General features: G+C 69.4%; 27 protein-coding genes. 11 read left to right on the forward strand and 16 right to left on the reverse strand.

Features of this window, described 5'->3' with window-relative positions; genetic code table 11:
- Positions 1-23: 23 nt before the first annotated feature.
- The 3 genes from IEY69_RS22105 to IEY69_RS10920 form a co-directional block, all read right to left on the reverse strand.
- Positions 24-497, reverse strand: a complete 474-nt coding sequence (locus IEY69_RS22105; RefSeq protein WP_189073187.1) for a CHAP domain-containing protein — start codon at positions 495-497, stop codon at positions 24-26.
- Positions 407-1,876, reverse strand: a complete 1,470-nt coding sequence (locus IEY69_RS10915; RefSeq protein WP_189073188.1) for a hypothetical protein — start codon at positions 1,874-1,876, stop codon at positions 407-409. The genes IEY69_RS22105 and IEY69_RS10915 overlap by 91 nt, the downstream gene beginning before the upstream one ends.
- Positions 1,877-2,114: 238 nt before the next feature.
- On the reverse strand, positions 2,115-3,149 hold the full coding sequence (locus IEY69_RS10920) for an AfsR/SARP family transcriptional regulator (protein ID WP_189073189.1): 1,035 nt from the start codon (positions 3,147-3,149) through the stop codon (positions 2,115-2,117).
- Positions 3,150-3,238: 89 nt separating this feature from the next.
- Between IEY69_RS10920 and IEY69_RS10925 the strand changes: the two genes are divergently transcribed.
- Positions 3,239-4,759: an amidohydrolase gene (locus IEY69_RS10925; protein ID WP_189073190.1), complete on the forward strand. Its 1,521-nt coding sequence runs from the start codon at positions 3,239-3,241 to the stop codon at positions 4,757-4,759.
- Between the two features lie 67 nt (positions 4,760-4,826).
- Here IEY69_RS10925 and IEY69_RS10930 read toward each other — a convergent pair whose 3' ends face one another.
- The 4 genes from IEY69_RS10930 to IEY69_RS10945 all read right to left on the reverse strand — a co-directional run bounded on the left by IEY69_RS10930 (position 4,827) and on the right by IEY69_RS10945 (position 8,192).
- The gene (locus IEY69_RS10930) at positions 4,827-5,555 is read right to left on the reverse strand and encodes a YebC/PmpR family DNA-binding transcriptional regulator (RefSeq protein WP_189073191.1); all 729 of its coding nucleotides are present in this window, start codon (positions 5,553-5,555) and stop codon (positions 4,827-4,829) included.
- A 233-nt stretch (positions 5,556-5,788) separates the two neighbouring features.
- Positions 5,789-5,974 carry a hypothetical protein gene (locus IEY69_RS10935; protein WP_189073377.1) on the reverse strand — a complete coding sequence of 62 codons (186 nt, stop codon included), beginning with the start codon at positions 5,972-5,974 and terminating at the stop codon, positions 5,789-5,791.
- A 102-nt stretch (positions 5,975-6,076) separates the two neighbouring features.
- Positions 6,077-7,114, reverse strand: coding sequence for a sugar phosphate nucleotidyltransferase (locus IEY69_RS10940; protein WP_189073192.1), 1,038 nt, complete (start codon positions 7,112-7,114; stop codon positions 6,077-6,079).
- 130 nt (positions 7,115-7,244) lie between these two features.
- Positions 7,245-8,192 (reverse strand): alpha/beta fold hydrolase, encoded by a 948-nt coding sequence (locus tag IEY69_RS10945; RefSeq protein WP_189073193.1) that lies wholly within the window; start codon positions 8,190-8,192, stop codon positions 7,245-7,247.
- Positions 8,193-8,302: 110 nt separating this feature from the next.
- Between IEY69_RS10945 and IEY69_RS10950 the strand changes: the two genes are divergently transcribed.
- The 3 genes from IEY69_RS10950 (at position 8,303) to IEY69_RS10960 (ending at position 10,773) form a co-directional block, all read left to right on the forward strand.
- A complete protein-coding gene (locus IEY69_RS10950; protein ID WP_189073194.1) occupies positions 8,303-8,584 on the forward strand; it encodes a hypothetical protein in 282 nt (93 codons plus the stop codon).
- Positions 8,585-8,753: 169 nt separating this feature from the next.
- A complete protein-coding gene (locus IEY69_RS10955; RefSeq protein ID WP_046843357.1) occupies positions 8,754-9,422 on the forward strand; it encodes a response regulator transcription factor in 669 nt (222 codons plus the stop codon).
- A gap of 352 nt (positions 9,423-9,774) precedes the next feature.
- On the forward strand, positions 9,775-10,773 hold the full coding sequence (locus tag IEY69_RS10960) for a TerC family protein (protein WP_189073195.1): 999 nt from the start codon (positions 9,775-9,777) through the stop codon (positions 10,771-10,773).
- Positions 10,774-10,836: 63 nt separating this feature from the next.
- Here IEY69_RS10960 and IEY69_RS10965 read toward each other — a convergent pair whose 3' ends face one another.
- From IEY69_RS10965 to ruvX, 4 genes are all read right to left on the reverse strand, one after another.
- Positions 10,837-11,841 carry an alpha/beta hydrolase gene (locus IEY69_RS10965; protein WP_189073196.1) on the reverse strand — a complete coding sequence of 335 codons (1,005 nt, stop codon included), beginning with the start codon at positions 11,839-11,841 and terminating at the stop codon, positions 10,837-10,839.
- Between the two features lie 151 nt (positions 11,842-11,992).
- Positions 11,993-13,696 (reverse strand): long-chain fatty acid--CoA ligase, encoded by a 1,704-nt coding sequence (locus tag IEY69_RS10970; RefSeq protein WP_189073197.1) that lies wholly within the window; start codon positions 13,694-13,696, stop codon positions 11,993-11,995.
- Positions 13,697-13,794: 98 nt separating this feature from the next.
- On the reverse strand, positions 13,795-13,971 hold the full coding sequence (locus IEY69_RS10975; protein WP_189073198.1) for a hypothetical protein: 177 nt from the start codon (positions 13,969-13,971) through the stop codon (positions 13,795-13,797).
- Positions 13,972-14,013: 42 nt separating this feature from the next.
- A complete protein-coding gene (gene ruvX, locus IEY69_RS10980; protein ID WP_189073199.1) occupies positions 14,014-14,433 on the reverse strand; it encodes a Holliday junction resolvase RuvX in 420 nt (139 codons plus the stop codon).
- A 56-nt stretch (positions 14,434-14,489) separates the two neighbouring features.
- Here ruvX and IEY69_RS10985 point away from each other — a divergent pair, with 56 nt between their 5' ends.
- Positions 14,490-15,275, forward strand: a complete 786-nt coding sequence (locus IEY69_RS10985; RefSeq protein ID WP_189073200.1) for an enoyl-CoA hydratase-related protein — start codon at positions 14,490-14,492, stop codon at positions 15,273-15,275.
- A gap of 85 nt (positions 15,276-15,360) precedes the next feature.
- Here IEY69_RS10985 and IEY69_RS10990 read toward each other — a convergent pair whose 3' ends face one another.
- Complete coding sequence (locus tag IEY69_RS10990; RefSeq protein WP_189073201.1) at positions 15,361-15,972, reverse strand: hypothetical protein; 612 nt, start codon at positions 15,970-15,972, stop codon at positions 15,361-15,363.
- 110 nt (positions 15,973-16,082) lie between these two features.
- Here IEY69_RS10990 and IEY69_RS10995 point away from each other — a divergent pair, with 110 nt between their 5' ends.
- From IEY69_RS10995 to IEY69_RS11010, 4 genes are read left to right on the forward strand one after another with little or no spacing between them, the layout of a single operon-like run.
- Positions 16,083-17,267 carry an XdhC family protein gene (locus tag IEY69_RS10995; protein WP_189073202.1) on the forward strand — a complete coding sequence of 395 codons (1,185 nt, stop codon included), beginning with the start codon at positions 16,083-16,085 and terminating at the stop codon, positions 17,265-17,267.
- A gap of 35 nt (positions 17,268-17,302) precedes the next feature.
- Positions 17,303-17,833, forward strand: coding sequence for a ribonuclease E activity regulator RraA (gene rraA, locus IEY69_RS11000; RefSeq protein WP_189073203.1), 531 nt, complete (start codon positions 17,303-17,305; stop codon positions 17,831-17,833).
- Between the two features lie 41 nt (positions 17,834-17,874).
- Complete coding sequence (locus IEY69_RS11005; RefSeq protein ID WP_189073204.1) at positions 17,875-18,291, forward strand: YbaN family protein; 417 nt, start codon at positions 17,875-17,877, stop codon at positions 18,289-18,291.
- Between the two features lie 9 nt (positions 18,292-18,300).
- Positions 18,301-19,314 (forward strand): 4Fe-4S dicluster domain-containing protein, encoded by a 1,014-nt coding sequence (locus tag IEY69_RS11010; protein ID WP_189073205.1) that lies wholly within the window; start codon positions 18,301-18,303, stop codon positions 19,312-19,314.
- A 62-nt stretch (positions 19,315-19,376) separates the two neighbouring features.
- Here IEY69_RS11010 and IEY69_RS11015 read toward each other — a convergent pair whose 3' ends face one another.
- From IEY69_RS11015 to IEY69_RS11025, 3 genes are read right to left on the reverse strand one after another with little or no spacing between them, the layout of a single operon-like run.
- The gene (locus IEY69_RS11015; RefSeq protein ID WP_189073206.1) at positions 19,377-19,943 is read right to left on the reverse strand and encodes a sulfocyanin-like copper-binding protein; all 567 of its coding nucleotides are present in this window, start codon (positions 19,941-19,943) and stop codon (positions 19,377-19,379) included.
- Positions 19,907-21,349: a monooxygenase gene (locus tag IEY69_RS11020; protein ID WP_189073207.1), complete on the reverse strand. Its 1,443-nt coding sequence runs from the start codon at positions 21,347-21,349 to the stop codon at positions 19,907-19,909. The genes IEY69_RS11015 and IEY69_RS11020 overlap by 37 nt, the downstream gene beginning before the upstream one ends.
- Positions 21,346-21,768 (reverse strand): hypothetical protein, encoded by a 423-nt coding sequence (locus IEY69_RS11025; protein WP_189073208.1) that lies wholly within the window; start codon positions 21,766-21,768, stop codon positions 21,346-21,348. The genes IEY69_RS11020 and IEY69_RS11025 overlap by 4 nt, the downstream gene beginning before the upstream one ends.
- Positions 21,769-21,849: 81 nt before the next feature.
- Here IEY69_RS11025 and IEY69_RS11030 point away from each other — a divergent pair, with 81 nt between their 5' ends.
- Positions 21,850-22,506: a response regulator transcription factor gene (locus IEY69_RS11030; protein ID WP_189073209.1), complete on the forward strand. Its 657-nt coding sequence runs from the start codon at positions 21,850-21,852 to the stop codon at positions 22,504-22,506.
- Positions 22,507-22,514: 8 nt separating this feature from the next.
- Positions 22,515-23,720 (forward strand): sensor histidine kinase, encoded by a 1,206-nt coding sequence (locus tag IEY69_RS11035; RefSeq protein ID WP_189073210.1) that lies wholly within the window; start codon positions 22,515-22,517, stop codon positions 23,718-23,720.
- On the opposite strand, the gene murA is transcribed toward IEY69_RS11035, so the two are convergent.
- Positions 23,674-24,963, reverse strand: coding sequence for a UDP-N-acetylglucosamine 1-carboxyvinyltransferase (gene murA, locus IEY69_RS11040; protein WP_189073211.1), 1,290 nt, complete (start codon positions 24,961-24,963; stop codon positions 23,674-23,676). The genes IEY69_RS11035 and murA overlap by 47 nt on opposite strands.
- Positions 24,964-25,172 lie beyond the last annotated feature (209 nt).

Consider the following 25,172-nt stretch of genomic DNA (forward strand, 5'->3'; position numbering starts at 1 on the left):
AAAGGCTGACAGAACTATTCGCTTCATTTCCTTAACCACCCCATGATGTTTAAGGATCTATGTGATTGTGATATCTTATAGATTTTCTTCCCGTCAACCAGTTTGTGCACAAGACCGATTGTATCGGTAAACTTTACACCTACATTCTGCTGCGCTATGGTAAAATTCTCGTCTGATGAGCTTGATACAATCGCTACGTGACCCACTGAGGAAAATGGATTGCGACCGAATATAATCAAGTCTTGATATTGAGGCTTTTCTGTGGATCCTATTTTAAACTGCCTTAGTCTTCTTTGGGAATTAACGCCGCCATTCGGAGTATTGTTGTCGAAATAATCCTTCGCATCACCTGATCTCGGGGCAAACCTAACTCCCAATCTATCATAGTAGTAGCGCCTGACAAATTCTACGCACTGCCACTTAAGGCCGTACTCGTAATTACTGCCATCCTTTGAGTAATTTCGATCCCCGGCGGCGCTTTCCTCTGGCGATTGCACCCCGTCGTTATAATATGATTTAACTCCATCAAGTGAACCAATTTCAGCACCCAATCCTTATTATTTCGTATGACCCTTTTCTTATCTGCACTTATCTCATTAACTATGCCGGAATGATTAATATTTTGAATCTGATTTTGTTGAGATCCTGATGTATTTAAATCTTGATCCTGCCGGCCTGATTGCTGATTGTTGAATGTATTGTTCAGCTTATCCGAGAAAATTCCAGAGTGGTAGACTGATTTCCATTTCCTCTCGATTCTGTTTGTATCGGGATTGCGAGCAGTATACCACTGCCGTTCAAGATGCCTGCTCCTTTCATCTAAATTGTTTCCATAAACTTCTCTCCAGTGAAGCCGCACTGCGTCTGCGGCCTCTGTAGGAGTTATGGCAAAATCGCCATTTGAGTCTAGCCCGCTGTTGTTCTTATATCCTGAAGGATTGGCAGATTTGGTTTTCCAGACTGAGCTATAAGCTTTATTTGCATTTCCACCCAGGACGCTCATATATATTTCTTCAAGAGTAATGTTTCTGTTTTCTGTCTTGGCTTTGGCGATGGCCTGAGGAACGCCGTGAGTTTTTAAGAATTTTTCTACGTAAGGCAACTGCTCAGTCGCGCTCATCCTCTGGAAATCTTTGGCCGAAACAAGCCCAAAATCTTTGGCTGCTTCTGGGCCAAACTGAATCAGGCCGTAATAACCTAGTCCGTTATCGGCTGTTGGATCTAACCCTCGTGTGCCGTGATTATGATCTGCTGATTCAAAAGTCATGACTGCTAGTAGCAGGTCGCTCGGAATTCCAATTCTTTTGCACATTTCATCTAATTTGGCTATGAAATTTGGCTCTGATAGGGCTGGGAGCCTTTTTCTCATTTCTGGTGTTATTGTTTTTTCCCAATTCGTTGCGCTGCTGTCAGATTGTTGAGAGTCTGTGCTCGAAGAAGCCTCAGTATTTTGTTGGGATTGCGCCGCTTGGGATGTGTTTACCCACGCGGCCATTCGCAATGTCAGTTCTGAGACGGTGAAGGTGTCTTTGGTGGTGACGTTGGTGAAGCTGCTGGTGATAGTTTTGCCGTCGGGGTTGATTTTTCCCTGAAATTCGGCTTTGTTGTCGGTGCCTTTCAGGGTGAAGGTGTTGTCGTCGTGGAGTTGTCCTTCGAGGTGCCAGCCGCTGCTCTGGCCGGGGGTGGCCTGGTAGCGGGCGGTGAGGTGGCCGTTGGGTTTTCGGATGATGCGGAGTTGGAAGGTGACGCCGTTGGCGGCGCCGCGGAAGGTGCGTTGCCAGGTCTGGGTGCCTGCTTTGAGTGGGCGGGGTGCGGGTGGGGTGGGGGTTTTGGGTTGGGGTGGTGTTCCGGTGATGGGTTCTCTGGTGTCGAACATGGTGACCTCCGGTTCAGTTAGCGTACCGGGCGGTGCATTGTGGGAGTGCCTCATGTGAGGCAGGCCCGGTCACGGGTGTACCGGGCCTGCTGTTTTGTGTGTGTCATACGGACTCCGGTTGAAAGGTTTGCAAAATCTTTCAACCCGAGCGGAGCGAGCGGGAGAGAAGCGGGTTCCGGGCGTGGAGTTGACAGATCGGTGGTCTTCCGATCTGTCAACGAAACAAACGGAATCCGTATCAGTCGAGGTCGACGGCCCACCAGGCTTCGCGTTGCGCGGCGAGGCGGGCGCGGGGGTCGCCGATGGTGTCGAGGGCTTTGGCGAGGCCCTGCCAGTCGTGCTCGCTCATAGGGTCGATGGCCAGGGCGCGCTGGTGGAACTGGGCAGCGTCGCGGTCGCGTCCGGCGGCGGTGGCGGCTCGGGCGGCGACGCCGAGCAGCGTGAGTTGTTTGTGTTCGAGGCGGGCGCGGACGTCGTCAGCCCAGGGGCTGTCGGTGCCGGGGAGGTAGTGGCCGTACTGCGCGACGAGTTCGCGGAGTTCTTCGAGGCCCAGGCTGCCCTGTTCGGCTTGCGCGGCGAGCAGTTCGAAGCGTTGCACGTCGTATTCGGGGTTCAGGTCGCTGGCGAGGGCGTAGCGGCGGTTGGTGCTGACGACGGATTCGTTGCTTAAGCTGCGGCGCAGGCGGTGGAGGGTGGTGTGGAAGAGGCTGCTGGCGCGCGCTTCGTCCTTTTCTGGCCAGAGGGCCTCGGCGGCTTCCCAGCTGGTGACTTCCTTGTGTTCGAGGAGGTAGAAGAACAGTTCGAGGGCTTTGCGGCTGACCCAGGTGACGGTGCTGCCTTTCCAGATGACCTGGGCGGTGCCGAGGCCTTTGGCCTGCATCTGGTTTTCGTTCTGCTGGTTCAGGCCGGCGCGGCGCAGGCGGGCGTCAATGGCGCCGGTGAGGTCCTGGGGCGTGAAGGGTTTGGGCAGGTAGTCGTCCGCGCCGAGGTTCATGCCGCGCCGGACGTCGCCGCGTTCGGCGTGGCTGGAGAGCAGCATGAACGGCAGGCTGGCGAGTTGTTCGTTGGCGCGGATTTTCTCCAGGAATTCCAGGCCGGTCATGTAGGGCATGACGACGTCGCTGATGACGAGGTCCGGCGTGAAGACTTTCAGGAGGTCGAGGGCTTCGACGGGGTGGGTGCTGGTGCGCACCTCGTGCCCGGCGCGGGAGAGGATCACGCTGACAAGCTTGAGGATGGCGGCGTCGTCATCCACCACGAGGATGCGGGGCATGCGCTGAGTGTAACAGGCGTCCGGGTGCTGTGCGGGTGCGGGTGCGCGTGGCTGCCCCTGCATGGGTGGGTGGCGTAGGCTGGGCGGGCATGGACACTCAGGATCTGGGGCTGGATTTGGCGGTGGTGCTGGCGCGCGTGTGGACGCTGGATGACGCGCGCCCCGAGGTGGGCGCGGTGCTGGTGGGCGGCGGGCGGGTGCTGGCGGTGGGCTCGCGGGAGGAGATGGTGGCGCTGGCGCCGGGCGCGCGGGTGCTGGATCACCGGGATCTGCTGCTGACGCCGGGTCTGGCGGAGGCGCACATTCATCTCGTGACGTACGGGTTCTCGCTGTCGCAGGTGAGTCTGCACGGGGCGCGGAGTGTCGCGGAGGTGCAGGCGCGCGTGGCGCAGCGCGTGATGAACACGCCGAGCGGCACCTGGATTCGCGGTGGGGGCTTCCTCCTGTCGGAGCTGGGACTGAACGGGTACCCGTCGGCGGCGCTGCTGGACGAGGTCAGTCCGCATCATCCGGTGCTGCTGTACTCGCGGGACCTGCACCTGAGCTGGGCGAACAGCGCGGCGCTGCGGCTCGCCGGGATTCACGAGGGCACGCTGGACCCGGAGGGTGGGCGGATCGTGCGGCCCCTGGGGTGCCTGCTGGAGCACGCGTCGGGCCTCGTGGCGCGCGTGATTCCGGAACCGACGGGCGCGGAGTACCTCGCGGCGGCGCGGGCGGGCGCGGCGGATCTGGCGGCGCGCGGGTACGTGAGTGCCCACACCATGGCCTTCGAGTCGCCCGAGGCCCCCCGCGCGTTGCAGACGCTGGCGCAGCAGGGGGAACTGCCGCTGCGGGTGTGGGCGTGCCTGCCACACGACCGCCTCGGGCATGCCCGCGCCCTGGGCTTGGCCCGCACGCCCGGCGGGCTGTTCCAGTGGGGCGGGGTGAAGTTCTTCGCGGACGGCGCGCTCGGCAGCCGCACCGCGTGGCTGCACGCGCCCGGCTTCGTGGACGGGTCCGGCACCGGCATGCCACTGGACCCACCTGAACTCATCGCGGAAGTGGGACGTGAGGCGATCGAACTGGGCCTGACCCCGGTCACGCACGCCATCGGGGACCGCGCGAACACCGAGGTCCTGAACGCCTACGACCGCCTGCGCCCCCACGCCGAGGCGCGCGGCATCCGCCTGCGCGTCGAGCACGCCCAGCACCTGCGTGCCGAGGACCTCCCGCGCTTCCGGGGCCTGACCGCCAGCGTGCAGCCCATCCACCTCCAGGCGGACGGCCCGATGATCCGCGAACTGATGCCGCACCTGGAGGGCCTCAGTTACGCCGTCCGCTCGCTGCGGGACGCCGGGGCGGTCCTCGCGTTCGGCAGCGATGCGCCGGTCGCGCCGCCGGAGTACCGCGCGAACTTCGCCGCCGCGATCACCCGCGTGGACGACAGCGGAGCGCGCCTCGCCCCCGAGCAGGCCCTGACCGAACACGACGTCCTGTGGGCCCACACGCGCGGCCCCGCCCTCGCCGCCGGCTGGGACGACGAGGGCATCATCCGCCCCGGCGCCCGCGCCGCCTTCACCCTCTGGGACCGCCTCGGGGGCAACGCCCAGGCGCTGGTACTGGAGGGTTGATGGTCGAAAGTTGATGGTTGATAGAGGGTGTGTCCTCCCTCAACCATCAACTTTCAACGATCGACCTTTATTCCTCGTCGGGGAGGTCGGCGTTGCTGTAGACGTTCTGGACGTCGTCGAGGTCCTCGAGGGCGTCGATCAGGGTCATGAGTTTCTTCGCGTCGTCGCTGTTCACGGCGACGGTGTTGCTGGGGATCATGGTGATCTGGACGCTCTCGATGGTGAATCCGGCGGCGGTCAGGGCGTCCTGCACGGCGTACAGGTCGGCGGGTCCGGTGCTGATCTCCAGGCCCTCGTCGGATTCCTGGATGTCCTCGGCGCCGTGTTCGATGGCGGTTTCCTGGGCCTGTTCGCTGGTGTCGGTCAGGAGGATGACGCCTTTCTTCTCGAACTGCCACGCGACGCTGCCGCTGGTGCCGAGGCTGCCGCCGCGTTTGTTGAACACGGCGCGGATGTCGGCGACGGTGCGGTTGACGTTGTCGGTCAGCGTCTCGATGAAGATGGCGGTGCCGCCGGGGCCGTAGCCTTCGTAGGTCTGTTCCTTGTAGTCGGCTGCGCCCTCGCCCGCGCCGACGGCGCGTTTGATGGCGTTCTCGATGTTGTCCACGGGGACGGTGGCGGCCTTCGCGGCGGCGATGGCGTTTTTCAGGCTGAGGTTCCCGGCGGGGTCGCCGGTGCCGCCGGAGCGGACGGCGGCCTGAATGGCGCGGATGTGCTTGCTGTACATCGCGCTGCGTTTACTGTCGTTGGCACCCTTCTTGCGTTTGATCTGAGACCACTTGCTGTGACCGGCCATGTTCAAAGTCTCCTTGCGTGAAACTGCGCCCACTCGGTAAGTCGGGGGCGCGTGCAGGGAGCATTCTAGCGCAGGGCGCTCTGAGCCTGGGGGACGGGTCATGGGGACTCCGGGTGAAAGGTTTGCAAAATCTTTCACCCCGAGCAGAGCGAGCGGGAGAGGAGCGGGTTCCGGGCGTGGAGTTGGCAGATCGGTGGTCTTCCGATCTGTCAACGAAACAAACGGAATCCGTTTCAGCCGTCCTCGTCGGTGGGTTCCTCCGCCGGGTGATCCTGCGGGAGGAACCGGGCGTGACTGTCGGTGGGGGAGAGGTTCTCCCGCTCGTCCGCCTGCGGGCCGGTGTCCAGGCCGCTGATCAGCACCTCGCCCGCTGGTGCGGACGCTGGGGGCATGTGGGCCGTCCCGTCGGGTTGAGTCATGCCGTCCAGCGTACGCTCCCGCGGGCCTGGGCGGGTGTGGGGACGCTCAAGGGGAAGCCCGTGACCTGCCCGTGGCGGGGGGCGCATGCCGCCGTGGTGGAGTCACATGCGCATGACGCTGCGGTCCCCGATGACCATCTGCAGGCCGGTGTCGCTGGGCGCAGTGACCAGCGCGTGCCGGCCGATCAGGCTGCGGTGAATGGGCCGGGCCGGATGCAGGATGCGCGCGAACTCGTCGATCAGGCTGACCGTCACCTGCGCGCTGTCCACGCGGGCGTGCGCGCCGACACTCACGAAGGGGCCCAGCGTGGCGCCGCGTACCACGGCGTGCGGGCCGATCCACACGGGGCCCTGCAGGACACTGTCCTCGACGACCGCGCCGGCCTCGATCACGACCGGGCCGGTCACGGTGCTGCGCTCCACCCGCCCGTCCTGGCAGGGCGTCAGATGGGACAGGTAGTGGGTGTTTGCGCTCAGGAGGTCCTCGGGGCTGCCCGCGTCGCTCCAGAAGCCCTTGAACTCCACGGCCCGCACCTGGCCGCCCTGCGTGAGCAGCTGCGTCAGGGCCTGCGGGAACTCGATCTCGCCGCGCGTGCTGTGTGGCAGGTCCTCCAGCACGTCGATCAGGACGGGTTTAAACGTGAAGACACCGCAGGCTGCGAGGTTGCTTTCCGGCGTGCGGGGCTTCTCGACAAGGCGCAGCAGGCGCCCGGCCCGCACGACCGCCACGCCGAACGCCTGCGGATTCGTGACCTCCTTCACGCCGATCGCGGCGTCCCCGTAGCGCAGGGCGCTGATCAGGGGCGTCAGGGCATCCTCGAAGAGGTTGTCGCCCAGATACAGCAGGGTGGAACTGCCCTCCAGGAAGTGCCGGGCGGTCAGCACGGCGTGCCCGGTGCCCAGCGGGTCGTACTGGCGGATGAACGTCAGGTGTCCACTGTGCTGCGTGGCGTCGCGCAGGTCCTGCTCGCTGGACGGGCTGGTCACGATGCCGATGTCCTGCACGCCGGCCTGCCGCAGCGCCTGCACGGCCCGCACGATGATCGGCACGCCCGCGACCGGCACGGCATGCTTGGGCCGCGTGGCGCTCAGGGGCAGCAGGCGGCTGCCGCGCCCGGCGGCCAGAATCAGCCCTTTCACGGGTGACTCCGGCAGCAGTGGGGGGCGGGGGGCGTGGTCATGACCGGTGCGGGGAGTATACGGGCCGCTCCGATCAGAGGGACCGGGACGCAGCGGGCCTGCAGCGGTGAGGGACAGTGCAGGCCGCGCATCAGCGGGTCAGGGCGTCGCCCAGCGCCTCGGCGAAGGCGTCCTCGTCGTCCAGCCAGGGGTAGTGCCCGGCGTCCAGCACGGTCACGTCCGCGTCTGCGAGGTCCGCGACCCACTGCACCTGCTCGGGGTAGCTGGTGCGGTCGTGCGCGCCGGTGATCACGAACACGGGGCGGCGCAGTTCGGTCAGGAACGGCGGGTACTCGAACTCCCACAGGCCCTGGTTCACGAGCGCCTCCTGCACCTCGCCGCCGCCGATGAGCTGTCCCTCGGCGTCCGCGAACTCCAGGCGCATGCGGCTCGCCTGATCCTTGAACTGCAGGGCGTTCAGCAGGTCGCGGGCGTTCAGCAGCGCGAACGCCGCCTCGATCCGCGCGCCGCCCACCGCCGGGTGCTCGCCCTCGGGAGTCTGGGCGCGCAGGTCGTCGGCCGGGTCGGTCAGGGCCGCGCCGCGCCGCGCACTGGCTTCCTCCAGCAGCGTCAGGGCCAGCTGCGGGAAGTGCACCCAGGGGTTCACGGCGATCACGCGCGCCGTGCGGGTCGGATGGCGCCGGGCGTACTCCAGCGCCACCAGCGCCCCGAACCCGTGCCCCAGCGGGATGATCTGCTCGGCACCCAGGAAGTTCCGCACGGCCTCCAGGTCGCCCACCAGCGTGTCGAGGTCCAGCGTATCGGCGCCCTGCTCAGTGTCCTCCAGCGGGCCGCTGCGCCCGGAGCCGCGCTGATCGAGGAACACCGCGGGTCGTTCGATGTGCTCGCCGAACAGCGCCTGGAAGGAGTAGCTGTTGTACCCGGGGCCGCCATGCAGGAACACCAGGGGCGCTTCGGTGGTCGGGTCGCCCTGCACCTCGAAGTACAGGTCCGCGCCGTTCAGATGCTCGAAATGAACGCCGTCCGCGCCCTGGAACTCCTCGTCACGGTCAAAGTCGTCTGCGTTCAGGCCCGTCATGCGCGCCATTGTATTGATCCTGACCCGGGCCATTCCGACTCAGGCAGCTTTTGCCCCCACCGCCGGGCCCCTCTCACGCCGGCCGGCGACGCCTGACCTACCCTGCGCGCATGACCATCCCGGATCCCGACGTGCAGGGCATCGCCTTCACCCTGGAGGGCGTGGACGAGCTGACCTTCGCCCGCATCCTGCGCGACGTGCTGAGCGACCCGGTCTTCGCGCGCCCGCTGCAGGTGCAGGCGCAGGAACCCCGGCCGGATCGCAGCGCCCGCCTGACGCTGGTCTTCCACGTGGAGCATCGTGAACTGGCCGTGAGCGCCATGCAGCGGTTGAAGACGGTGCTGCTGCGGTTCGGGGTGCAGGTGGACAGCGTCCACGTTCCCGGGGCCTGACAGGCTGTTAAAGAACCATAAACAGCGCCTTTCCCCGAACTGGACACGCTGCGCCCTACGATGAGCCGGAATACCAGGCGCACTCTGGCCCCAGCGCCGCGCAAGGTGCCCACCACCGGAGCACCCCGAGCGCCCCGCCAGCCGGGGCTGAGGAGACGAAACAGTCACTATGGAGCAACGCATTCTGCTGATCGAGGACAATCCGGATATCACCCGCGTCGTGCAGTACGAACTGGAACAGGCCGGGTACCGCGTGCTGGCCGCTCCGGACGGCGTGACCGGCCTCACCGCCGCCCGCGAGCACACCCCGGATCTGGTCATCCTGGACCTGGGTCTGCCCGACTTCGACGGCGCGGAAATCGCCCGCCGCCTGCGCAAGACCAGCAGCGTGCCCATCATCATCCTGACCGCCATGGACGCCGTGGACCGCAAGGTGAACCTGCTGGAGGCCGGTGCGGACGACTACATGACCAAACCCTTCCACCCCGAGGAACTCGTGGCGCGCGTGAAGGTGCAGCTCCGGCACCAGCAGCACGGCGAGGTCATCAGCATCGGGCCGCTGGAGATCCACCCGCAGAAACGCCTGTGCCACTACAACGGCCACGAGGTGCGCCTGTCCCCGAAGGAATTCGACCTGCTGACCTTCCTGGCCCGCCAGCCGGGCCGCGTGTACTCCCGTCAGGAGATCGAACGGGAAGTCTGGAACGGCGAATTGCCCAGCAACAGCAACGTCGTGGACGTGCACATGGCGAATATGCGCGCCAAGCTGCGCGACCTCGACGGGTACGGCATCATCCGCACCGTGCGCGGCATCGGCTACGCCCTGAAGACCCCCTGACCTCACCACATTGCCAGAGTCGTCGGGGGAGCCTCCCGGCGGCTCTGAATTGTTGCCCCGGCCTCTAGGAGGTGACTGGGTCGAGGTTGTGACCATGGTGGACCAGCCATCAATCCTGCTTCAGGCAGCACTCATCAGCGGGGGAGCGGCATGCGGCATCCTGTCGGTCATACCGGGGGAGTACGCCGCCCGCACAGGGAGCACCTGATCGTCAGTCCGGAACCCAAAGGGAACCCGGTCAGGAGCAGCAAAAGGCCAGACCCGGCAGTCGCCACCACGTGCGCGCTGCCGGCCTTCATGCATGGAGCCGCGCCGCACGGGTGGACCCCGGAGGTTCCCCGTGGAGATCCTGATGACCCCCTGGCTCGGCACGCCCGCCTGGATGTGGCTGCTCTTCCTGACCGTCGTGGCCGCGCTGCTGGCCTTCGACCTGGGCGTTCTGACCCGACGCCGTGCCCGCCGCGCCGCCGAGCAGGGCGAGGAGCAGACGATCAGCGTCGCCAGCAGCCTGAAACTGAGTGCCTTCTACATCGTCCTGGCGCTGATCTTCGGCGCGTGGATCTGGTCCACCCTCGGCGCCGAGAGCGGCATGGCGTACCTGACCGGCTTCGCCGTCGAGAAGGCCCTAGCACTCGACAACGTGTTCGTGATCAGCATCATCTTCGCGGCGCTGGCCATCCCCCGGCACCTCCAGCACCGCGTGCTGTTCTGGGGCATCCTGGGCGTCATCGTCCTGCGCGGCATCATGATCGGCCTGGGCGCGGCGCTCGTCACGCAGTTCGACTGGATCATGTGGATCTTCGGCGCGTTCCTGCTGCTGACCGGCGTGAAACTGCTATTCACGAAGGGCGGCCACGACCAGGCGCCCGACCTGGAGCGGCACCCGGTCGTGCGGGCCCTGCGGCGCGTCATGCCGATCAGTCCCCGCCTGGACGGGCAGAAGTTCCTGACCCGTCAGCCCGACGCGCAGGGCCGCGTCCGGCTGCACGCCACGCCGCTGCTGCTGGCCCTGCTGATGGTCGAGTTCGCGGACCTGGTGTTCGCCGTGGACAGCATCCCCGCGATCTTCGCGATCACGCAGGACCCGTTCATCGTGTACACCAGCAACATCTTCGCGATCCTGGGCCTGCGCGCCCTGTACTTCGCGCTGGACGCCCTGATTCACCGCTTCAGCGCCCTGAAACCCGCGCTGGCGCTGGTGCTGGTGTTCATCGGCGGCAAGATCTTCTACAACCAGTTCTACGGCAAGCTCGACCCCGCCATCAGCCTGGGCGTCACGGTCGGCATTCTCGCGGGCGGCGTGCTCGTCAGCCTCTGGCGCACCCGCACCGCGGCCCAGGCCACCGACTGACGCAGGCAGCACAGCAGGGCTGGAGGATGGATGCAGAGTCCATCCTCCAGCCCCTGTGTCCCGTTATCCGCCCTGGAGGTACAGGAACGCCTCGGGCAGCGCCTCGCGCCACGTCACCCAGTTGTGCCCGCTGGGGTACTCGCGGTACTGGTGCGCCAGGCCCAGATCCGCGAACAGGGCCGCCATGCGGCGGTTCGGTCCGGTCAGCCACTCCAGCGTCCCGGTGTCCAGACTGGTCGTCAGGTGCGTGGGCGGATTCGCGCGCAGCTGCTCCAGCAACCACTCGCCCGCCGTGGTCGTGTCGATCACGCCGTCCCGGGTCGCGCCGGGCCGCGCGATGAACGCCCCGCTGTGCGCCGCCACGCGACTGAACAGCTCCGGATGCCGCGCCCCGAGGAACAGGCTGGTCAGGCCGCCCAGGCTCGCACCCCACAGGCCCCGCACGGACGCCGTGACCAGCTCACCCTCCACGCGCGGCATGACCTCCGACGTCAGGAAGTCCAGGTAACGGGGATTCAGGTAGTACTCCTCGTTCCGGTCCCCCGGCTCCACGAACGCAAACGCGGCGCCCGGCGCCAGCCCGGCCTCTGCGGCGCGGTCCATCACGTCCCCCAGCTTCCCCGTGCGGTAGAACGCCACGCCGTCCTGCACGTAGTACACCGGCAGCGCGCCCCCCGCGTACCCGTGCGGGGTGTACACGATCACCCGGCGCGTCCCGGGAAATACCGTGCCCTCCCAGGTCACGCGGTGCGCCGTGCCCCTGCGCGTCGCGTCCGGCATCTGCCACAGCGGGTGCCGCGCGTACTCACCCACCACCGCCGCGCGCGGGTACGGCCACCACGGATTCAGCGACCGCTGCGCGTTGTCCGGGTCCGCGAACGCCTCACCGGCCGCGTCTACCCACGCGTACTCCACCCACGCCCCACGCGGCAGGCGCAACCGCAGCGGCGCGCCGTCCAGCACCGGAATCGGCTCACGCTTGCGCCAGTCCGTCACGTCCCCGATCAACCCCACTGCACCCGCCGGAGGCGAGAACGTCACCCACTGCCCATCCACCGAAACAGCCATGCCCGCAAGTGTACGGCGAGGGGGTTGTGGGCAGTGGAAAGTGGATTTGTGCGTGATGAATGTGACGCGTTGGCCCTGCCCTGCATAGCAAAGGAAGCGGGCCGACGTGTCATGCACGCCAGCCCACTCCCCACTGCCTCCTTCGGCCCTGTTACTCGCTGCGGTCGGGTGCGGCGGGCGTCACGAGGCCCTGCGTGCTGCCGTAACTGCGGTACTGGTCGCGCAGTTCACGCTTGAGGATCTTGCCGGTCGCGCCGATGGGCAGCTGGTCGGTGACGATGGTCGCGTCAGGCAGCCACCACTTCGCAAAGCGCGGCGCGATGAAGTCGATCAGTTCGTCGTGCGTGACGCTCTGACCGGGCTTGGTGGTCACGACGGCCAGCGGGCGTTCGTCCCACTTGGGGTCGTCCATGGCGATCACGGCGCACATGGCGACCGCCGGGTGGGCCATGATGGCGTTCTCGAGGTCCACGCTGCCGATCCACTCGCCGCCGCTCTTGATGAGGTCCTTGGCGCGGTCCTGGATGTGCATGTACCCGCGCTCGTCCAGCGTGGCGATGTCGCCCGTGTCGAACCACTGCTGCCCGTCCAGCTCGAAGAAGTTGCTCTGGCCCTCGCCCTTGAAGTAGCTGCTGGCCACCCATGGCCCGCGGATGATCAGGCGGCCCATGGTCTTCCCGTCGTGCGGGAGGCGCGCGCCTTGGTCGTCCAGGAGGTCCAGTTCGATCATGGGAACGGTCCGGCCCTGCTTGGCGCGCAGGGCGAACCCCTCGTCGCTGCTGGCGTCCACGCCGTGCGGGACGCCGCTGGCGGTGCCCAGCGGGTGCGTCTCGGTCATGCCCCACGCCTGCAGCAGCGCCAGGTTGTGGCGGGTCTGGAACGCGCGGATCATGGCCTCGGGCGCGGCGCTGCCGCCCACGATCAGGCGCTCCAGGCCGCCCAGTCGGTACGGCTGCCCGTCCTGCGCGGCCCGGTCGAGTTCCGCCAGCAGACCCATCCAGATGGTGGGCACGCCCGCCGTGATCGTCACGCCCTCATCCTGCAGGAGGCTGGCGACGCTGCGGCCGTCCGCGAACACCCCGGCGTACACCTGCTTCGCGCCGTACATGGCGCAGGTGTACGGCAGGCCCCACGCGTTCACGTGGAACATCGGCACGATCGGCAGGACCGTGTCCGCCTCGCCGACGTTCAGGGCGTCCTTGGGAGCGCTGGCCAGCGAGTGCAGCACCGTCGAGCGGTGCGTGTACACGACGCCCTTCGGGTTGCCGGTGGTGCCGCTCGTGTAGCACATGGCCGCCGCGTCCCGCTCGTCCAGCTCGGGGTAGCGGGCCAGGGGTTCACTGCCCGCCACGAACGTGTCGTAATCGTGCACGCCCGGCAGCGGGATGGGCTGCGGCGTGGGCCCCAGGATCAGGATGTGCTCCAGTGTCGGGCACGCGGCCTTGATGGCGGGAATCATCGCGGCGAACACGTTCTCGATCAGGAGGACGCGGTCCTCGGCGTGATTCAGGATCCAGCCGATCTGCTCGGGGTGCAGGCGGATGTTCACGGTGTGCAGCACCAGCCCGGCGCTGGGCACGCCCAGGTACGCCTCCAGGTGCCGGAAGGAGTTCACGGCCAGCGTCGCCACGCGGTCCCCCTTCGCGAGACCCAGGCCCAGCAGGCCCCCCGCGAGACGCCGGGCGCGGTCCGCGACCTGCCCGTACGTGGTGCGGTGCTTGTGCGGCACGGGATTGCCCTGCTCGTCCCGTCCGGCCACGAGGAGGCTGACGACCTCGCGGCCGGCGTACTGCGTGCGGATGCGTTCCAGAATGGTCGGCACGGTCAGTTGAACGTCCATCATGTTGCCCTGCATGAACACCTCCATGGTGCGCCCCACGCGCGGTGACGGGTCACCGCCGGGCCCACCGGTTCACTGTGAATGCCGGAAGTATAGGCAAAATTGAACCCGGATCAGTCAGCAGGCCCACGCACCCGCGTCGCCTGCGCGCCGCCCACGCGGGGACGTGGACCGGCCGGGACCGGCAGAGGCGCCGCGCCCGGATCATCCCGGCGCGGGAACAGGCGCAGCAGATGGGCGTCCGCGCGGCGCAACCACCACACGTTCAGGGCCTCCAGGACAGGGAACATGCTCCACGGTGCGCCCGGCTGGACTGGCCCGTCAAGAGGGGGCTACTGGCCCAGCAGGTACAGTTCGAGGATCTGCACGGCGGCCGCCTCGTCCTCGTCCTGCGCGCCGAGGTCGCGGGCGCGGCGGGTGGTGAAGCGCTCGTCCTGATAGATCACGCGGTAGCCCTTCTCGGTCAGGACGCGGCCGAAGGCCTGCACGCGGTCCGCGCTGGGACTCTGGCCGCCGTCCGTGCGCAGTGGCAGGCCCAGCACGAGCTGCTGCGCGCCGGTCTCCGCGACCTTCAGCCGCACGGCCTTCAGGTCCAGCGGGAGGCGCTTGCGGTCCACGCTGCCCCGCCCGAACGCGAGCCGCCCGGCGCTGACCGCGAACCCGATGCGGTGCTTGCTGACGTCCAGGGCCAGCGTGACCGGCACCGTGGTCGGCGCTTCGTTCGGCGCGTCGTCGGGGGTGGGGGCGCTCATGCGCCGGAGTGTAGCAAACGGCCCCCGGCGGCCAAACGCGCGTTAGGCTGGGGCCCATGACCGACACCGTGATCACCGAAACCACGCAGGCCGGGGTCCGTACCCTGACCCTGAACCGCCCGGACAAGCTGAACGCCGCGAACGACGCCCTGCTGCTGGCCCTGACGGACGCCCTGCGCCGCGCCGACGCCGAGGACAGCGTGCGCGTGGTCGTCATCACGGGCGCGGGGCGCGGCTTCTGCGCCGGGCAGGACCTCGGGAACGTGTCGGGCCGCGACATGACCTTCACCGAGCACCTGAACCACACCTACAACCCCCTGATCCGCACCATCCGGACGCTGGGCAAACCCGTGATCAGCGCCGTGAACGGCGTCGCGGCGGGCGCCGGGGCCAGCCTTGCCCTGGCCGGGGACATCAGGCTGTGGGCGCAGTCCGCCAGCCTGATCGAGGTGTTCTCGAACATCGCGCTGGTGCCGGACTCGGGCAGCACGTGGTTCCTGCCGCGCCTCGTCGGCTACCACCGCGCCTTCGAACTGATGGCGCTGGCCGAACGCGTCCACCCCGAGGACGCGCTGCGCCTGGGCCTGTGCGAACAGGTGTTCCCCGACGACACCTTCCGCGCGGACGTGCAGGCGTACGCCGAACGCCTCGCCGCGCGCCCCGCGAACGCCCTGAAACTCACCAAGCAGGCGCTGGTGTTCGCGCAGACCAGCACCCTCGACGAGGCGCTGGATCAGGAAGCCGTGCTGCAACAGATCGCCGGGGACCACTGGGAACACGAGGAAGGCGTCACGGCCTTCAAGGAGAAGCGCCCCGCGCAGTTCGTGCGGGACGCGAAGTAAGGGGAAAGTAGGGAGTGGGCCGTGGGTGGGGTTGACGCGGGCGGGTTCTTCGCGCGGACGCTGTTGACCATCACCCATCACCCATTCACTTCTCCAACGGGTCGGGGTTGCGGCTGGCGGCCTTGCCTTCCTCGATCATGTTGTCGTGGCGGGCCATGCCGTCGCGCGCGGCCTCGTTGCCCATGCTGGCGGTGGCGTCGCCGGGGACGATCTTCTCGTCGCTGTGCTGCACGGTCGGGTCGGGCGTGGTGGGCGTGCGGGTGTCGTCACTCATGTGAACCTCCGGGGTCTGGGTGGGGTGGGGGACGCTGGCGGGCACGGTGGGTTCCGTGCGGGCCGTCTGCGGCGTGGTCGTGAAGTTCGGCTGGTTGGAGGGAGTCGCGGGTGCCGTTACCGGGGTCAGGTCGGTTGCTGCGGGGGCCGCGTCGGGGTCGTCCTGCTCGCCGAGTTCGGTGATGAGGCGTTCGCGGGCCCTGATCTCCTCCTCGACGCGGCGGATGTCCTCGCGCACGCCGTTCAGGACGTCAATGTCCGCTCCGGCGTGGTACGAGCGGCCCAGGCGGGCGAACAGACCGTCGAGTTCGCGGCTGAGGCTGAAGATCTCCACGCGCAGCCGCGTGGCGGACGCGACCTCCTCGCCGCGGCGCTGCACGCGTTCGGCGCCCTTCTTCACGGTGCTGAGAATGTTGTCGAGCATGCTCATCAGTCTGCACCGCCGCGCGCGGGTGGGCGTGAGGTGCAGCTAAGGGAAGCGCTGGGCGTCCCTCCACGGAATCCCAACCTGCGCGTTGCTAGAGTGGGCGCATCATGAACGCTGCCGAGACCAGAGCGCTGCTGGGCGCACTGCGCGCCGCCCACGCCCGCGGCCAGCGAGCCGCCATTGCGACCGTGGTGGGCGTGCGGGGCAGCGCCTACCGCCGCGAGGGCACCCGCATGCTGATCCTCGACGATGGCGCGCAGGTGTGCATGCTGTCCGGCGGCTGCCTGGAGGCCGAGGTGGTCGAGGTCGCGCTGGACGTGATCCGCACCGGCGACAGCACCCTGACGCACTACGACCTGTCGGAGGACGCCACCTGGGGCCTGGGGATCGGCTGCGGCGGCAGCGTGGACGTCCGCGTGGAACGCGTGAACCCGGACGATGCCGTCACGGCGGCGTGGCTGGCGGCGCTGGAGGCCGGGCGCAGGGCCGCGCTGATCGTGCCCCTGAGCCCCGGCGCGGGGCGACTGCTGGTCACCCCGGACGGGCAGGCGCTGGGGGACCTGCGGGCCGACCTGCGGCCCTTCGCGCTGGCCGCGGCCCAGGAGCGTCTGACGCACCTGGAACCGCGCGCCGCGACCCTGACCGCGCCGGACGGGTCGGCGGTGTTCGTGGACGTCAGCACGCCCCCGCCGCAGCTGGTGCTGTACGGCGCGGGGCACGACGCCATGCCGCTGGCGGCGCAGGCGCACGCGCTGGGGTACGACGTGCACGTCATCGACCCGCGCGGCGCGTACCTCACGCCCGGCCGTTTTCCCGGCGCGACCCTGCACGCCCTGACTCCCGAGGACCTGGGCGCGTTCACACCGGGCGAGCGGGCGCACCTGATCGTCATGAACCACCACCTCGACCGCGACCGGGTGTGCCTCGCCCACGCGCTGCACTCCGGCGCGCCGTACGTGGGCGTACTGGGGCCGCGCAGCCGCGCGCTGGACCTCCTGACCACCCTGGCCGCGGAGGGGGTGACCTTCACGCCCGAGCAGCTGGCCCGCCTGCGCTCCCCGATCGGCCTGCGGCTGGGGGCCGAGGCGCCCGAGGAGGTCGCGCTGAGCATCCTGGCGGAACTCATGGCGTGGCGGCGCGGGTACGACGGGTCGTTCCTCAGCGGGCACGCGGGCCGCATCCACCACGAACCCACCCACCCGGTCACGCCGCCCCTGCCTGGCGGGCCACCTGCCGAACTGCCTGCCGGACCGGAATCCGTCACCGGCGCGGGAACGTCCCCCACGCGGTAAACACCCCGCCCGCCGGGGGGCTGCTGTACTGCGGCATGACCCGCGCAACCAGTGACACTACCCCCGAACTGGAGCTGTCCACGGAGACGCTGCCGACCGAGGATCTGCCGGTCACGGACCTCAGCGACCTGCGGCCCGACGCGCCCATCCTCGCGCCCATGTTCCGGGAGTTCGGGGGCCGCCCGCGCTTCAACGGCCAGGCCGTGACCCTGCGCGTGCCCGGCCACAACCCCCTGGTGCGCGAGGCGCTCGGTCAGCCCGGCGAGGGCCGTGTGCTCGTCGTGGACGGCGGCGGGAGCCTGGAGTGCGCGCTGCTGGGCGGGCAGCTGGGTGAACTGGCGGTGGACAGTGGCTGGGCGGGCGTGATCGTGAACGGCTGTGTGCGCGACACCAGCGAACTGGCGCAACTGAACCTCGGCGTGCGCGCCCTGGCTGCCCACCCGCGCCGCAGCGGCAAGGAACGCCTCGGTGAACGCGACGTGCCCGTCACGTTCGCGGGCGTGACCATCCACCCCGGCGACGTCATCCACGCCGACGAGGACGGCATCCTGATCCTCCCCGCCTGACGGGGACACCCGGAGGTGCGGCGCGCGGTACGCTGCCGATCATGACCGACCCCGCCCCGCGTCCCGACGCGCCGCCCCGCCGCCGCCCGCTGTGGGTGGCCGCCGGGTTCCTGCTGACCGGACTGGGCGTCCTGGGCCTGATCCTCCCCGGCTTCCCCGGCACCGTCTGGTTCGTGCTGGCCGCCGCCGCGTTCAGTAAGGGCGATCCCCGCTGGGAGGCGTGGCTGCTGTCCCGGCCCGTCATCGGCGCGATGGTGCGCGACTACCGCGCGGGGCTGGGCATGCCGCTGCGCGCCAAGTGGATCGCCTGCACCTGCATCGCGCTCGCCGTGGCGTTCAGCGTGCCGCGCATCCCGGTCCTGATCGGGCAGGTCGCGTGGGTGCTGATCGGACTGGCGGGCGTCGCGTACATCACCATGAAGATTCCCACCCGCCGCGACCCGCGCCGCGGCGCGTAGACTCCACGCATGCTTCAGGGTGTCCTCGCCCGGCTGGACGACGCCGGGAACCACGTGCCGCGCTTCACCGCCCCCCGCTGCCTCCTCGAACGGCAGGCGGTGGGCGGCTGCGACGCCTGCCATGCCACCTGCCCGCACGACGCCATCAGCCTCGGCATGCTGGGCAGCAGCATCCAGATCGACCCGGACCTCTGCACCGGCTGCGGCCTGTGCGTGCAGGTCTGCCCCAGCGGCGCCCTGGAATACAACCTCGAACCGGCCCTGCAGAGCGTGCGTGACCAGCAGGACCCCGCGCAGCGCGCCGCGCCCGACGCCAGCCTCACCTGCGCCCGCAGCGGTGCGGGCGGCCCCAGCCTGCCGTGCCTGGGCCGCGTCACGCCCGCGCTGCTCTCGGCGGCCGGCGCGTGGGGCGCACCCCTGGCCCTCATCCACGGGGACTGCGCCGCGTGCCCCGTCGGCGCACCCGACGTGCCCGAGAGGCTGGCCCGCGTGCTCGACACCGCCCAGGACCTGCGCGCCCCCACCGGCAAACCCGCGCAGGTCACCATCCGGCCCGCCACGGCCGACGACGCCCGCCGCTCCCTGACCGTCTCCCGGCGCGGCGCGTTCGGCGCGCTGTTCCGCGCGGGCAAACAGCACCTCGCGCAGAGCATCCCCGAGAGCCCCCTCCCGTTCGTCGACTGGAGCGTTCCCGAGGACCGCACCCCCCAGGAATGGACGTGGCGCGCCCGCAGCCTCAAACCCACCCCACCCGACGACGCCGCGATCCCCTGGCCCGCGCCGCTCGTGGACGACACCTGCATCGACTGCCCCGTCTGCGCGAACGTCTGCCCGACCGACGCCATCACCCGCGACCTGCAACCCGACGGCGGCGTGCACCTCCTGCTGAACCTGAGCGCCTGCACCGGCTGCATGGCCTGCCTGCACTCCTGCCCCCCGCAGGCCATCCACGCGCAGACCCACTGGCGCCCCGCCGCGTTCAGCGCGCCCCTGCTGCTGCGCGAAAGTGACAGCGTGATGTGACCGCAGATTTCAGCGGCGCTGAGGAACTCCCCCGGCGCCGCTGAATCAGGTGGTCTTCTGCGTCAGGGGTGCGCGTGGGGCGCGGGGTCCCAGTCCGCCTCCTTCAGACCCGCGCGCACGCTGAGCTTCAGGTACTGCCCGCTCAGGGCGTGGCCCGGCACGCCGCACGCGATCAGGTACTCGCCCGCGCGGCTGGCCTGAAAGCGGACCGTCTGCGCCGCCGCGTCCCGGCCCACCCCCCGCGTGACGTTCCGGCTGACCGCGCCCGGGAACGCGGCGTCCGCCGCGCGGGGTTGCGCCGGCAGGGGAGAGGTGAACGGCAGGACGATGACGCTGTGCGGCGCGGTCCCGGCGTTGCGGAACTGCAGGTCGACCGTCCAGCCGAGCGGCACGAGCAGCGTCCCCTGACCGCCGGACGACCCGGTGAAGTTCAGGCCCGCGTTGCTGCCGTCGCGGCCCGCCACGACCTGCACCGTCACCGTCCGGCTCGGCAGGTCCTGACGCAGCAGGTCGCGCAGCAGGTCCGACCCGGCCGGGTGGGCCGCGGCGGGGGTGCCCAGCAGCGCGCCGAGCAGCAGCGTCCGCCGCCACATCAGGGCTGCCCCGTGATCGTCAGGCCCGCGAGGCACATCTCGTCCTGCGTGCCCTCGCCCCACACGACGTACTTCGGCTGTTCACTGAGGGTGTTGTCCCACGTGCAGGTCACGCGCAGCACGTCGCCGCGGCGCAGCACGATGGGCTGCTCGTACCAGTAGAACCCCTGCCAGTGGAAGTTCCACTCGGGAATGTCGAGCAGCACCTGTTCACGCGGCGTGCCGGGGTTCAGGGTGACGGTGCCGCTCGTGCCGAGCGTGTGCATGTGCAGCGTCACGCCGACCGCCTGCGCGTCCTGCGGCACGATCCGGTCACAGCTGCTCGTCGCCGCGTCGGCCCGCTGCTTGGCGTACGTGGCGCGGGTCTGCCCGCACAGCGCCAGGACGCCCTCGACGAGCCGCGTGGCGCGCGGGCCGTCCTGCCGGGCGTTCTGCGCCAGGCTGGCGTCCCGCGTGCACAGGTCCCCTCCGGCTCCGGCGGGGCAGGGGATCTCGACGGGCGCGACCAGCGACAGGCCGCGCAGGGGCGTGCGCTGCGCGCCGGGCGGCGCGTACTGCAGGTGCATGCGCGTCACGTCCGGCTCGCGGCCCGCGAGCGTGTTGTAGTGCACCTGCATGACCAGCAGGTTCCCGCGGCTGATCTTCCGGCCGGTGCCGGTGGGGAACACGGTCGCCTCGGCGCCCGGCACCCAGGAGCCCACGCCGAACACGTCCCCGACCGCCTGCGCGATCACGTCGCCCGCGTCGCCGTGCGCGCCGTCCCGTGCGGCGTTGCCCATCAGGCCGCTGTCGGTCAGCGCGGCGATCAGCCGGGCCGTGTCGCCGCCCGCCTCGCCGTACAGCGTGACGGCCCGCAGGGGGTTCCCACCGGCGTCCTTGAGCGCCGTCAGGAGTTTGGGGACGTCCACGCCGGCCGCCTGCAGTTTCGGCACGGCGCTCAGGAGCTGGCCGGTGTCGGGTCTGCGCGTGGAGGTGGCGCCGTTCAGGCCGGTGCCGCCGAAGCAGGGCCAGCCGGGCTGCCCGTCGCGGCCGTCGAGCGTCCGGGCCTGCGTGGCCTGTTCGGGCGTGACCTGATTGACGATCACGTGATGCACGACGCCGGTGTTGCCGGGGATGACCTCGAAGCCCTCCAGGAAGCGGTCCTGGGTGACCTGCGGGTCGATCAGGAAGCAGCGGTAGTCGTCGGTCAGGGTCGCGGACGGCGTGTACGGCGCGCTCATGGACACGGTCTGGTCGGCCCGGACGTGCGGCGCGGCCAGCTGAACCGGCGGGACGGCCGTGCCCAGCTGCGTGGCCGGGTGCGGGCTGGTGCTGGTCGGGGCGTGGTGCGGGGCGGTCGGGGCGGACTGGGCGAGCCCCGCGCCGGGGAGCCCTGAGCCGAGCAGCACGGCGCCGAGGCTCAGCGCGCCGCCCAGCAGCAGGCGGTTCAGGATGGGGGTCATGGGCGGCTCTCCGGCTGGGTGGCGGGGGGGGTGTCGGGCGCACCGGCGGCGGCCCAGTCGGCGAGCAGCTTCAGGTCGGCGTCGCTGAGCGTCCGCGCGTACTTCAGTTTCGGGGTGCGGGGGCCTGGCGGCCAGGGCGGCATGATCCGCGCGGCGGTGACCGCGGCGATCTGCTGCGCGCGCGGCGCGACCTGCTCGTACGTCGTCAGGGCGAACGGGGCGATCCCGCCCGGCCGGTGGCAGGACGTGCAGCGGGCCTCCAGCAGCGCGCCCACCTGGGCGTAGGTGGGCGGCGCCGCCTGGACCGGTGTGGCGGGCGTGGCTGTGACTGGAGCGGGTGTGGCGGGGGACGTCTGCGCGACGGCGAACGCCGCGAGGGTCGCGGCCAGCGCGGCGGCCGACCAACGGAATGGACTCATGCCTCCACGCTACGGCGCACCTGTGGAGAAGTTGTGCAGCGCCGCCCGGGCCCGCCCCCGCGCGCGGCCTATCCTGGGGTCATGCGCGTGCTGGTGGTGGAGGATGACCTGGAGATCGCGCGGGCCGTGTGCGCGTACCTGCACCGGGACGGGCACGTGCCCGTCCACGCGGGCACCGCGCCCGCCGCGCGGGACGCCGTCGCCCGCGAGCAGCCGGACCTGATTCTGCTGGACGTGATGCTTCCCGGCGGCAGCGGCCTGGACGTCCTGACCGACCTGCGGCGGGAGCGGCGCACCCCGGTGCTCATCCTGAGCGCCCTTGGTGACGAGGCGACGCTCGTGCAGGCCTTCCAGTCCGGCGCGGACGACTACGTCGTGAAACCCTTCCGGCCGCTGGAACTGCTGGCCCGCGTGAACGCCGTCGCGCGGCGCGCCGGACTGGACCGCACCCTGCTGAGCGGCCCGGGCGGCGTGACCGTGAACCTCCGCTCGCGGCAGGTGACGCGCGGCGGCGCGCCGCTGGACCTGACCGCCATGGAGTTCGAACTGTACGCGCGCCTGCTGGCCGAGGCGGGCGAGGCCGTGTCCCGCGAGCGGCTGGTGACGGCCCTGGGCCTGAACGGTGAACGCACCATCGACTCCCACGTGAAGAACCTGCGGCGCAAACTGGGCGACCAGCACGGCATCGACACGGTGTTCGGCGTCGGGTACCGCCTGGGCGTCCCGGCGGACCGGTGAGCGCCGCCATGCGCCAACCCGCCACGCTGCGCGCCCAGCACGCGCGCCTCGCGGTGCAGGTGGTGCTGCTCACGCTGGCCCTGCAACTGCTGGGCCTGTCGGTCCTGGCGGGGGTGTTGCGGCAGGCGGTCGGTCCGGGCGCGCTGAACAACGTCCGGGTCGCGGCGCGGGAGGTGGTGGGGGATCAGGCGGCGCGGCCCGTGGCGCGGCTGCTGCTGCCCGCCGTGGGCACGTCGGCGGTGCTGGCAACCCTGCTGGCGCTCGTGATCGCCACGCAGCTCGCGGCGCGGACCGCGCGACCCCTGACGGACGCCGCGGCGACCGCCGCTCGGCTGGCCCGCGGCGAACTGGCGGCGCGCACCGCGGCGCAGCCGGTCGCGGCGGGCGAGGTGCAGTGGCTGCGCGAGCACCTCGATCAGCTGGGCGAGACCCTCGAACGACTGGACCGCGAACGGGCGTTCGAGTCGGCCGCCATCGCGCACGAACTGCGCACGCCGCTGGCGGCCATGCAGGCGCGGCTGCACGCCCTGATCGACGGCGTGTACCCGCTGACCCCGCAGGAACTCGGGCCGCTGGTGACGCAGCTGGACCTCCTCACGTACCTGGCGGACAACCTGCGGACCCTGACCCTCGCGGACGCCGGGCAGCTGCGGCTGCACCGCGAGGACCTGCCGCTGCACGCGCTGCTGCCGGACATGCTCGCGCACGTGCAGCCGCTCGCGCAGCAGCAGGGCGTGACGGTCCGGCTGGACGCGGGTGAACCGGCGGTGGTGACCGCCGACGCCCGCTACGTGCGCATGGCGCTGGGCAACGTGCTGGACAACGCCGTGCGCCACGCGGCGCGCGAGGTCGTCGTCTCGTGGCGCGGCGCGTCCGTGGAGGTCCGCGACGACGGCCCCGGCGTGAGCGACGAGGACGCCCTCCGGATCGGGACGCGCTTCTACCGCGCGGGTTCGGCGGGCGCCCGCGCGTCGGGCGGCAGCGGGCTGGGGCTGGCCGTCACGCAGGTGATCTGCGCGGCGCACGGCGGCGACCTGCAGGTGCTGCCCGGCGCGGCCGGGGGCCGCTTCGTCCTGCGTCTCGCCCCGCCGGGCGAACGACCATCCTGCACGCGCCGCCTTCCCAGTCAGCATGGGAAGGCGGCGCGTGCCGGGGGACGTGCCGGGCTCAGTCGGCGGCGGGCAGGAGTTCGAGTTCCGCCTCGCGCTGAGTGACGTTCGCCCCGAGGCCCTGGAGGCGCTCGGCGAGGCGTTCGTAGCCGCGGTTGAGGTACTGCACGCCGTCGATGACGGTGTCGCCGTCGCAGGTGAGGCCCGCGATGAACAGCGCCGCGCCCGCGCGCAGGTCGGCGGCCTTCACGGGCGCGGAGCGCAGCGCGCCGCCCTGGATGATCTGCGTGTAGCCGCTGACGGTGATGGTCGCGCCCATGCGGTGCAGTTCGGCCACGTGCGTCAGGCGGTCGGGGTACACGGGGTCCTGCACGACGCTGGTGCCGGGAATCGTGGCGAGCAGCGCGCTCATCTGGGGTTGCAGGTCGGTGGGGAAGCCCGGGTAGCTCTGGGTGGTGATGTTCACGGGCTTCAGGTCGCGGTCCGTGGCGTCCACGGTGAGACTCAGGCCGTCCTCGGTGATGTCCACGCCGATCTCCTGCAGTTTGCCGATCACGGCGCGCAGGTGGTCGGGGCGAACGTTGTTCACGGTGAAGCGGCTGCGGGTGGCGGCGGCCAGCATTAGGAACGTCCCGGCCTCGATGCGGTCGGGAATCACGCGGTAATCCCCGCCGCGCAGGGCCGGAACGCCCCGGATGGTCAGGGTGTGCGTGCCCGCGCCCTGGATGTCCGCGCCCAGGTGGTTCAGGAACTCGATGAGTTCCACGACGTCCGTGTCGATGCTGGCGTTCTCCAGCGTGACCACGCCGTCGCCGAGGGTGGCGGCCAGGATGGCGTTGTGCGTGCCGCCCACGGTCAGCAGTTCGAAGATGAACTGGCCGTTGAGGCTGCCGCTGCGCTGCGCGTCGAAGTTGCCATTGTCCTCGGTCACGTCGACGCCCAGGGCGCGCAGGGCCTTGACGTGCTGATCGACGGGGCGGGGACCCCAGGCGCAGCCGCCGGGCATGGACACGGTCGCGCGCCCCGCGCGGGCCAGGATGGCGCCCATGACGATGAAGCTGGCGCGCATCTTGCTGACCAGCGCGTAGGGCGCGTCGGTGTGCAGGATCTCGGGGGTGTGCAGTTCCAGGCTGTTCTCGCCGACCCAGGCGTGCTGGGTGCCCAGGTGCGCCATCAGGTCCAGGATGGTCAGGACGTCACTGAGGCGGGGGATGCCGTGCAGCGTGACTTTCTCGCGGGTCAGCAGGGTGGCGACGATGACGGGCAGCGCGGCGTTCTTGCTGCCCTGAACGGTGATCTGGCCGCTGAGGGGGCGGCCACCCTGGACGTGCAAAGGGGTCAGGTGCATGGAAGTTCCTTTCAGCAGGCGGGCCGCGCAGGACGCGCCGTGGAGGTCAGTGGAATGGGCCGGACAATGCGCGGCATGGGTGCATGTTACACATCTTGCTCACCTATCGTCCATACAGACCATACAGGCCGCACCACACGTGCGGATGAGCTCACCTGAGGGAAAACAGTCACATCCAGCTCATGTTGTGAGGCTCAGGCGAGCGTGGT

The sequence above is a fragment of the Deinococcus sedimenti genome (assembly GCF_014648135.1).
GTDB lineage: Bacteria > Deinococcota > Deinococci > Deinococcales > Deinococcaceae > Deinococcus > Deinococcus sedimenti.

Coding starts and splice junctions, on each gene's coding strand:
- IEY69_RS10915 (WP_189073188.1), bottom strand. CDS start 1,876: ATGTTCGACACCAGAGAACCCATCACCGGAACACCACCCCAACCCAAA.
- IEY69_RS10920 (WP_189073189.1), bottom strand. CDS start 3,149: ATGCCCCGCATCCTCGTGGTGGATGACGACGCCGCCATCCTCAAGCTT.
- IEY69_RS10925 (WP_189073190.1), top strand. CDS start 3,239: ATGGACACTCAGGATCTGGGGCTGGATTTGGCGGTGGTGCTGGCGCGC.
- IEY69_RS10930 (WP_189073191.1), bottom strand. CDS start 5,555: ATGGCCGGTCACAGCAAGTGGTCTCAGATCAAACGCAAGAAGGGTGCC.
- IEY69_RS10935 (WP_189073377.1), bottom strand. CDS start 5,974: ATGACTCAACCCGACGGGACGGCCCACATGCCCCCAGCGTCCGCACCA.
- IEY69_RS10945 (WP_189073193.1), bottom strand. CDS start 8,192: ATGACGGGCCTGAACGCAGACGACTTTGACCGTGACGAGGAGTTCCAG.
- IEY69_RS10950 (WP_189073194.1), top strand. CDS start 8,303: ATGACCATCCCGGATCCCGACGTGCAGGGCATCGCCTTCACCCTGGAG.
- IEY69_RS10955 (WP_046843357.1), top strand. CDS start 8,754: ATGGAGCAACGCATTCTGCTGATCGAGGACAATCCGGATATCACCCGC.
- IEY69_RS10960 (WP_189073195.1), top strand. CDS start 9,775: ATGACCCCCTGGCTCGGCACGCCCGCCTGGATGTGGCTGCTCTTCCTG.
- IEY69_RS10965 (WP_189073196.1), bottom strand. CDS start 11,841: ATGGCTGTTTCGGTGGATGGGCAGTGGGTGACGTTCTCGCCTCCGGCG.
- IEY69_RS10970 (WP_189073197.1), bottom strand. CDS start 13,696: ATGCAGGGCAACATGATGGACGTTCAACTGACCGTGCCGACCATTCTG.
- IEY69_RS10975 (WP_189073198.1), bottom strand. CDS start 13,971: ATGTTCCCTGTCCTGGAGGCCCTGAACGTGTGGTGGTTGCGCCGCGCG.
- ruvX (WP_189073199.1), bottom strand. CDS start 14,433: ATGAGCGCCCCCACCCCCGACGACGCGCCGAACGAAGCGCCGACCACG.
- IEY69_RS10985 (WP_189073200.1), top strand. CDS start 14,490: ATGACCGACACCGTGATCACCGAAACCACGCAGGCCGGGGTCCGTACC.
- IEY69_RS10990 (WP_189073201.1), bottom strand. CDS start 15,972: ATGCTCGACAACATTCTCAGCACCGTGAAGAAGGGCGCCGAACGCGTG.
- IEY69_RS10995 (WP_189073202.1), top strand. CDS start 16,083: ATGAACGCTGCCGAGACCAGAGCGCTGCTGGGCGCACTGCGCGCCGCC.
- rraA (WP_189073203.1), top strand. CDS start 17,303: ATGACCCGCGCAACCAGTGACACTACCCCCGAACTGGAGCTGTCCACG.
- IEY69_RS11005 (WP_189073204.1), top strand. CDS start 17,875: ATGACCGACCCCGCCCCGCGTCCCGACGCGCCGCCCCGCCGCCGCCCG.
- IEY69_RS11010 (WP_189073205.1), top strand. CDS start 18,301: ATGCTTCAGGGTGTCCTCGCCCGGCTGGACGACGCCGGGAACCACGTG.
- IEY69_RS11020 (WP_189073207.1), bottom strand. CDS start 21,349: ATGACCCCCATCCTGAACCGCCTGCTGCTGGGCGGCGCGCTGAGCCTC.
- IEY69_RS11025 (WP_189073208.1), bottom strand. CDS start 21,768: ATGAGTCCATTCCGTTGGTCGGCCGCCGCGCTGGCCGCGACCCTCGCG.
- IEY69_RS11030 (WP_189073209.1), top strand. CDS start 21,850: ATGCGCGTGCTGGTGGTGGAGGATGACCTGGAGATCGCGCGGGCCGTG.
- IEY69_RS11035 (WP_189073210.1), top strand. CDS start 22,515: ATGCGCCAACCCGCCACGCTGCGCGCCCAGCACGCGCGCCTCGCGGTG.
- murA (WP_189073211.1), bottom strand. CDS start 24,963: ATGCACCTGACCCCTTTGCACGTCCAGGGTGGCCGCCCCCTCAGCGGC.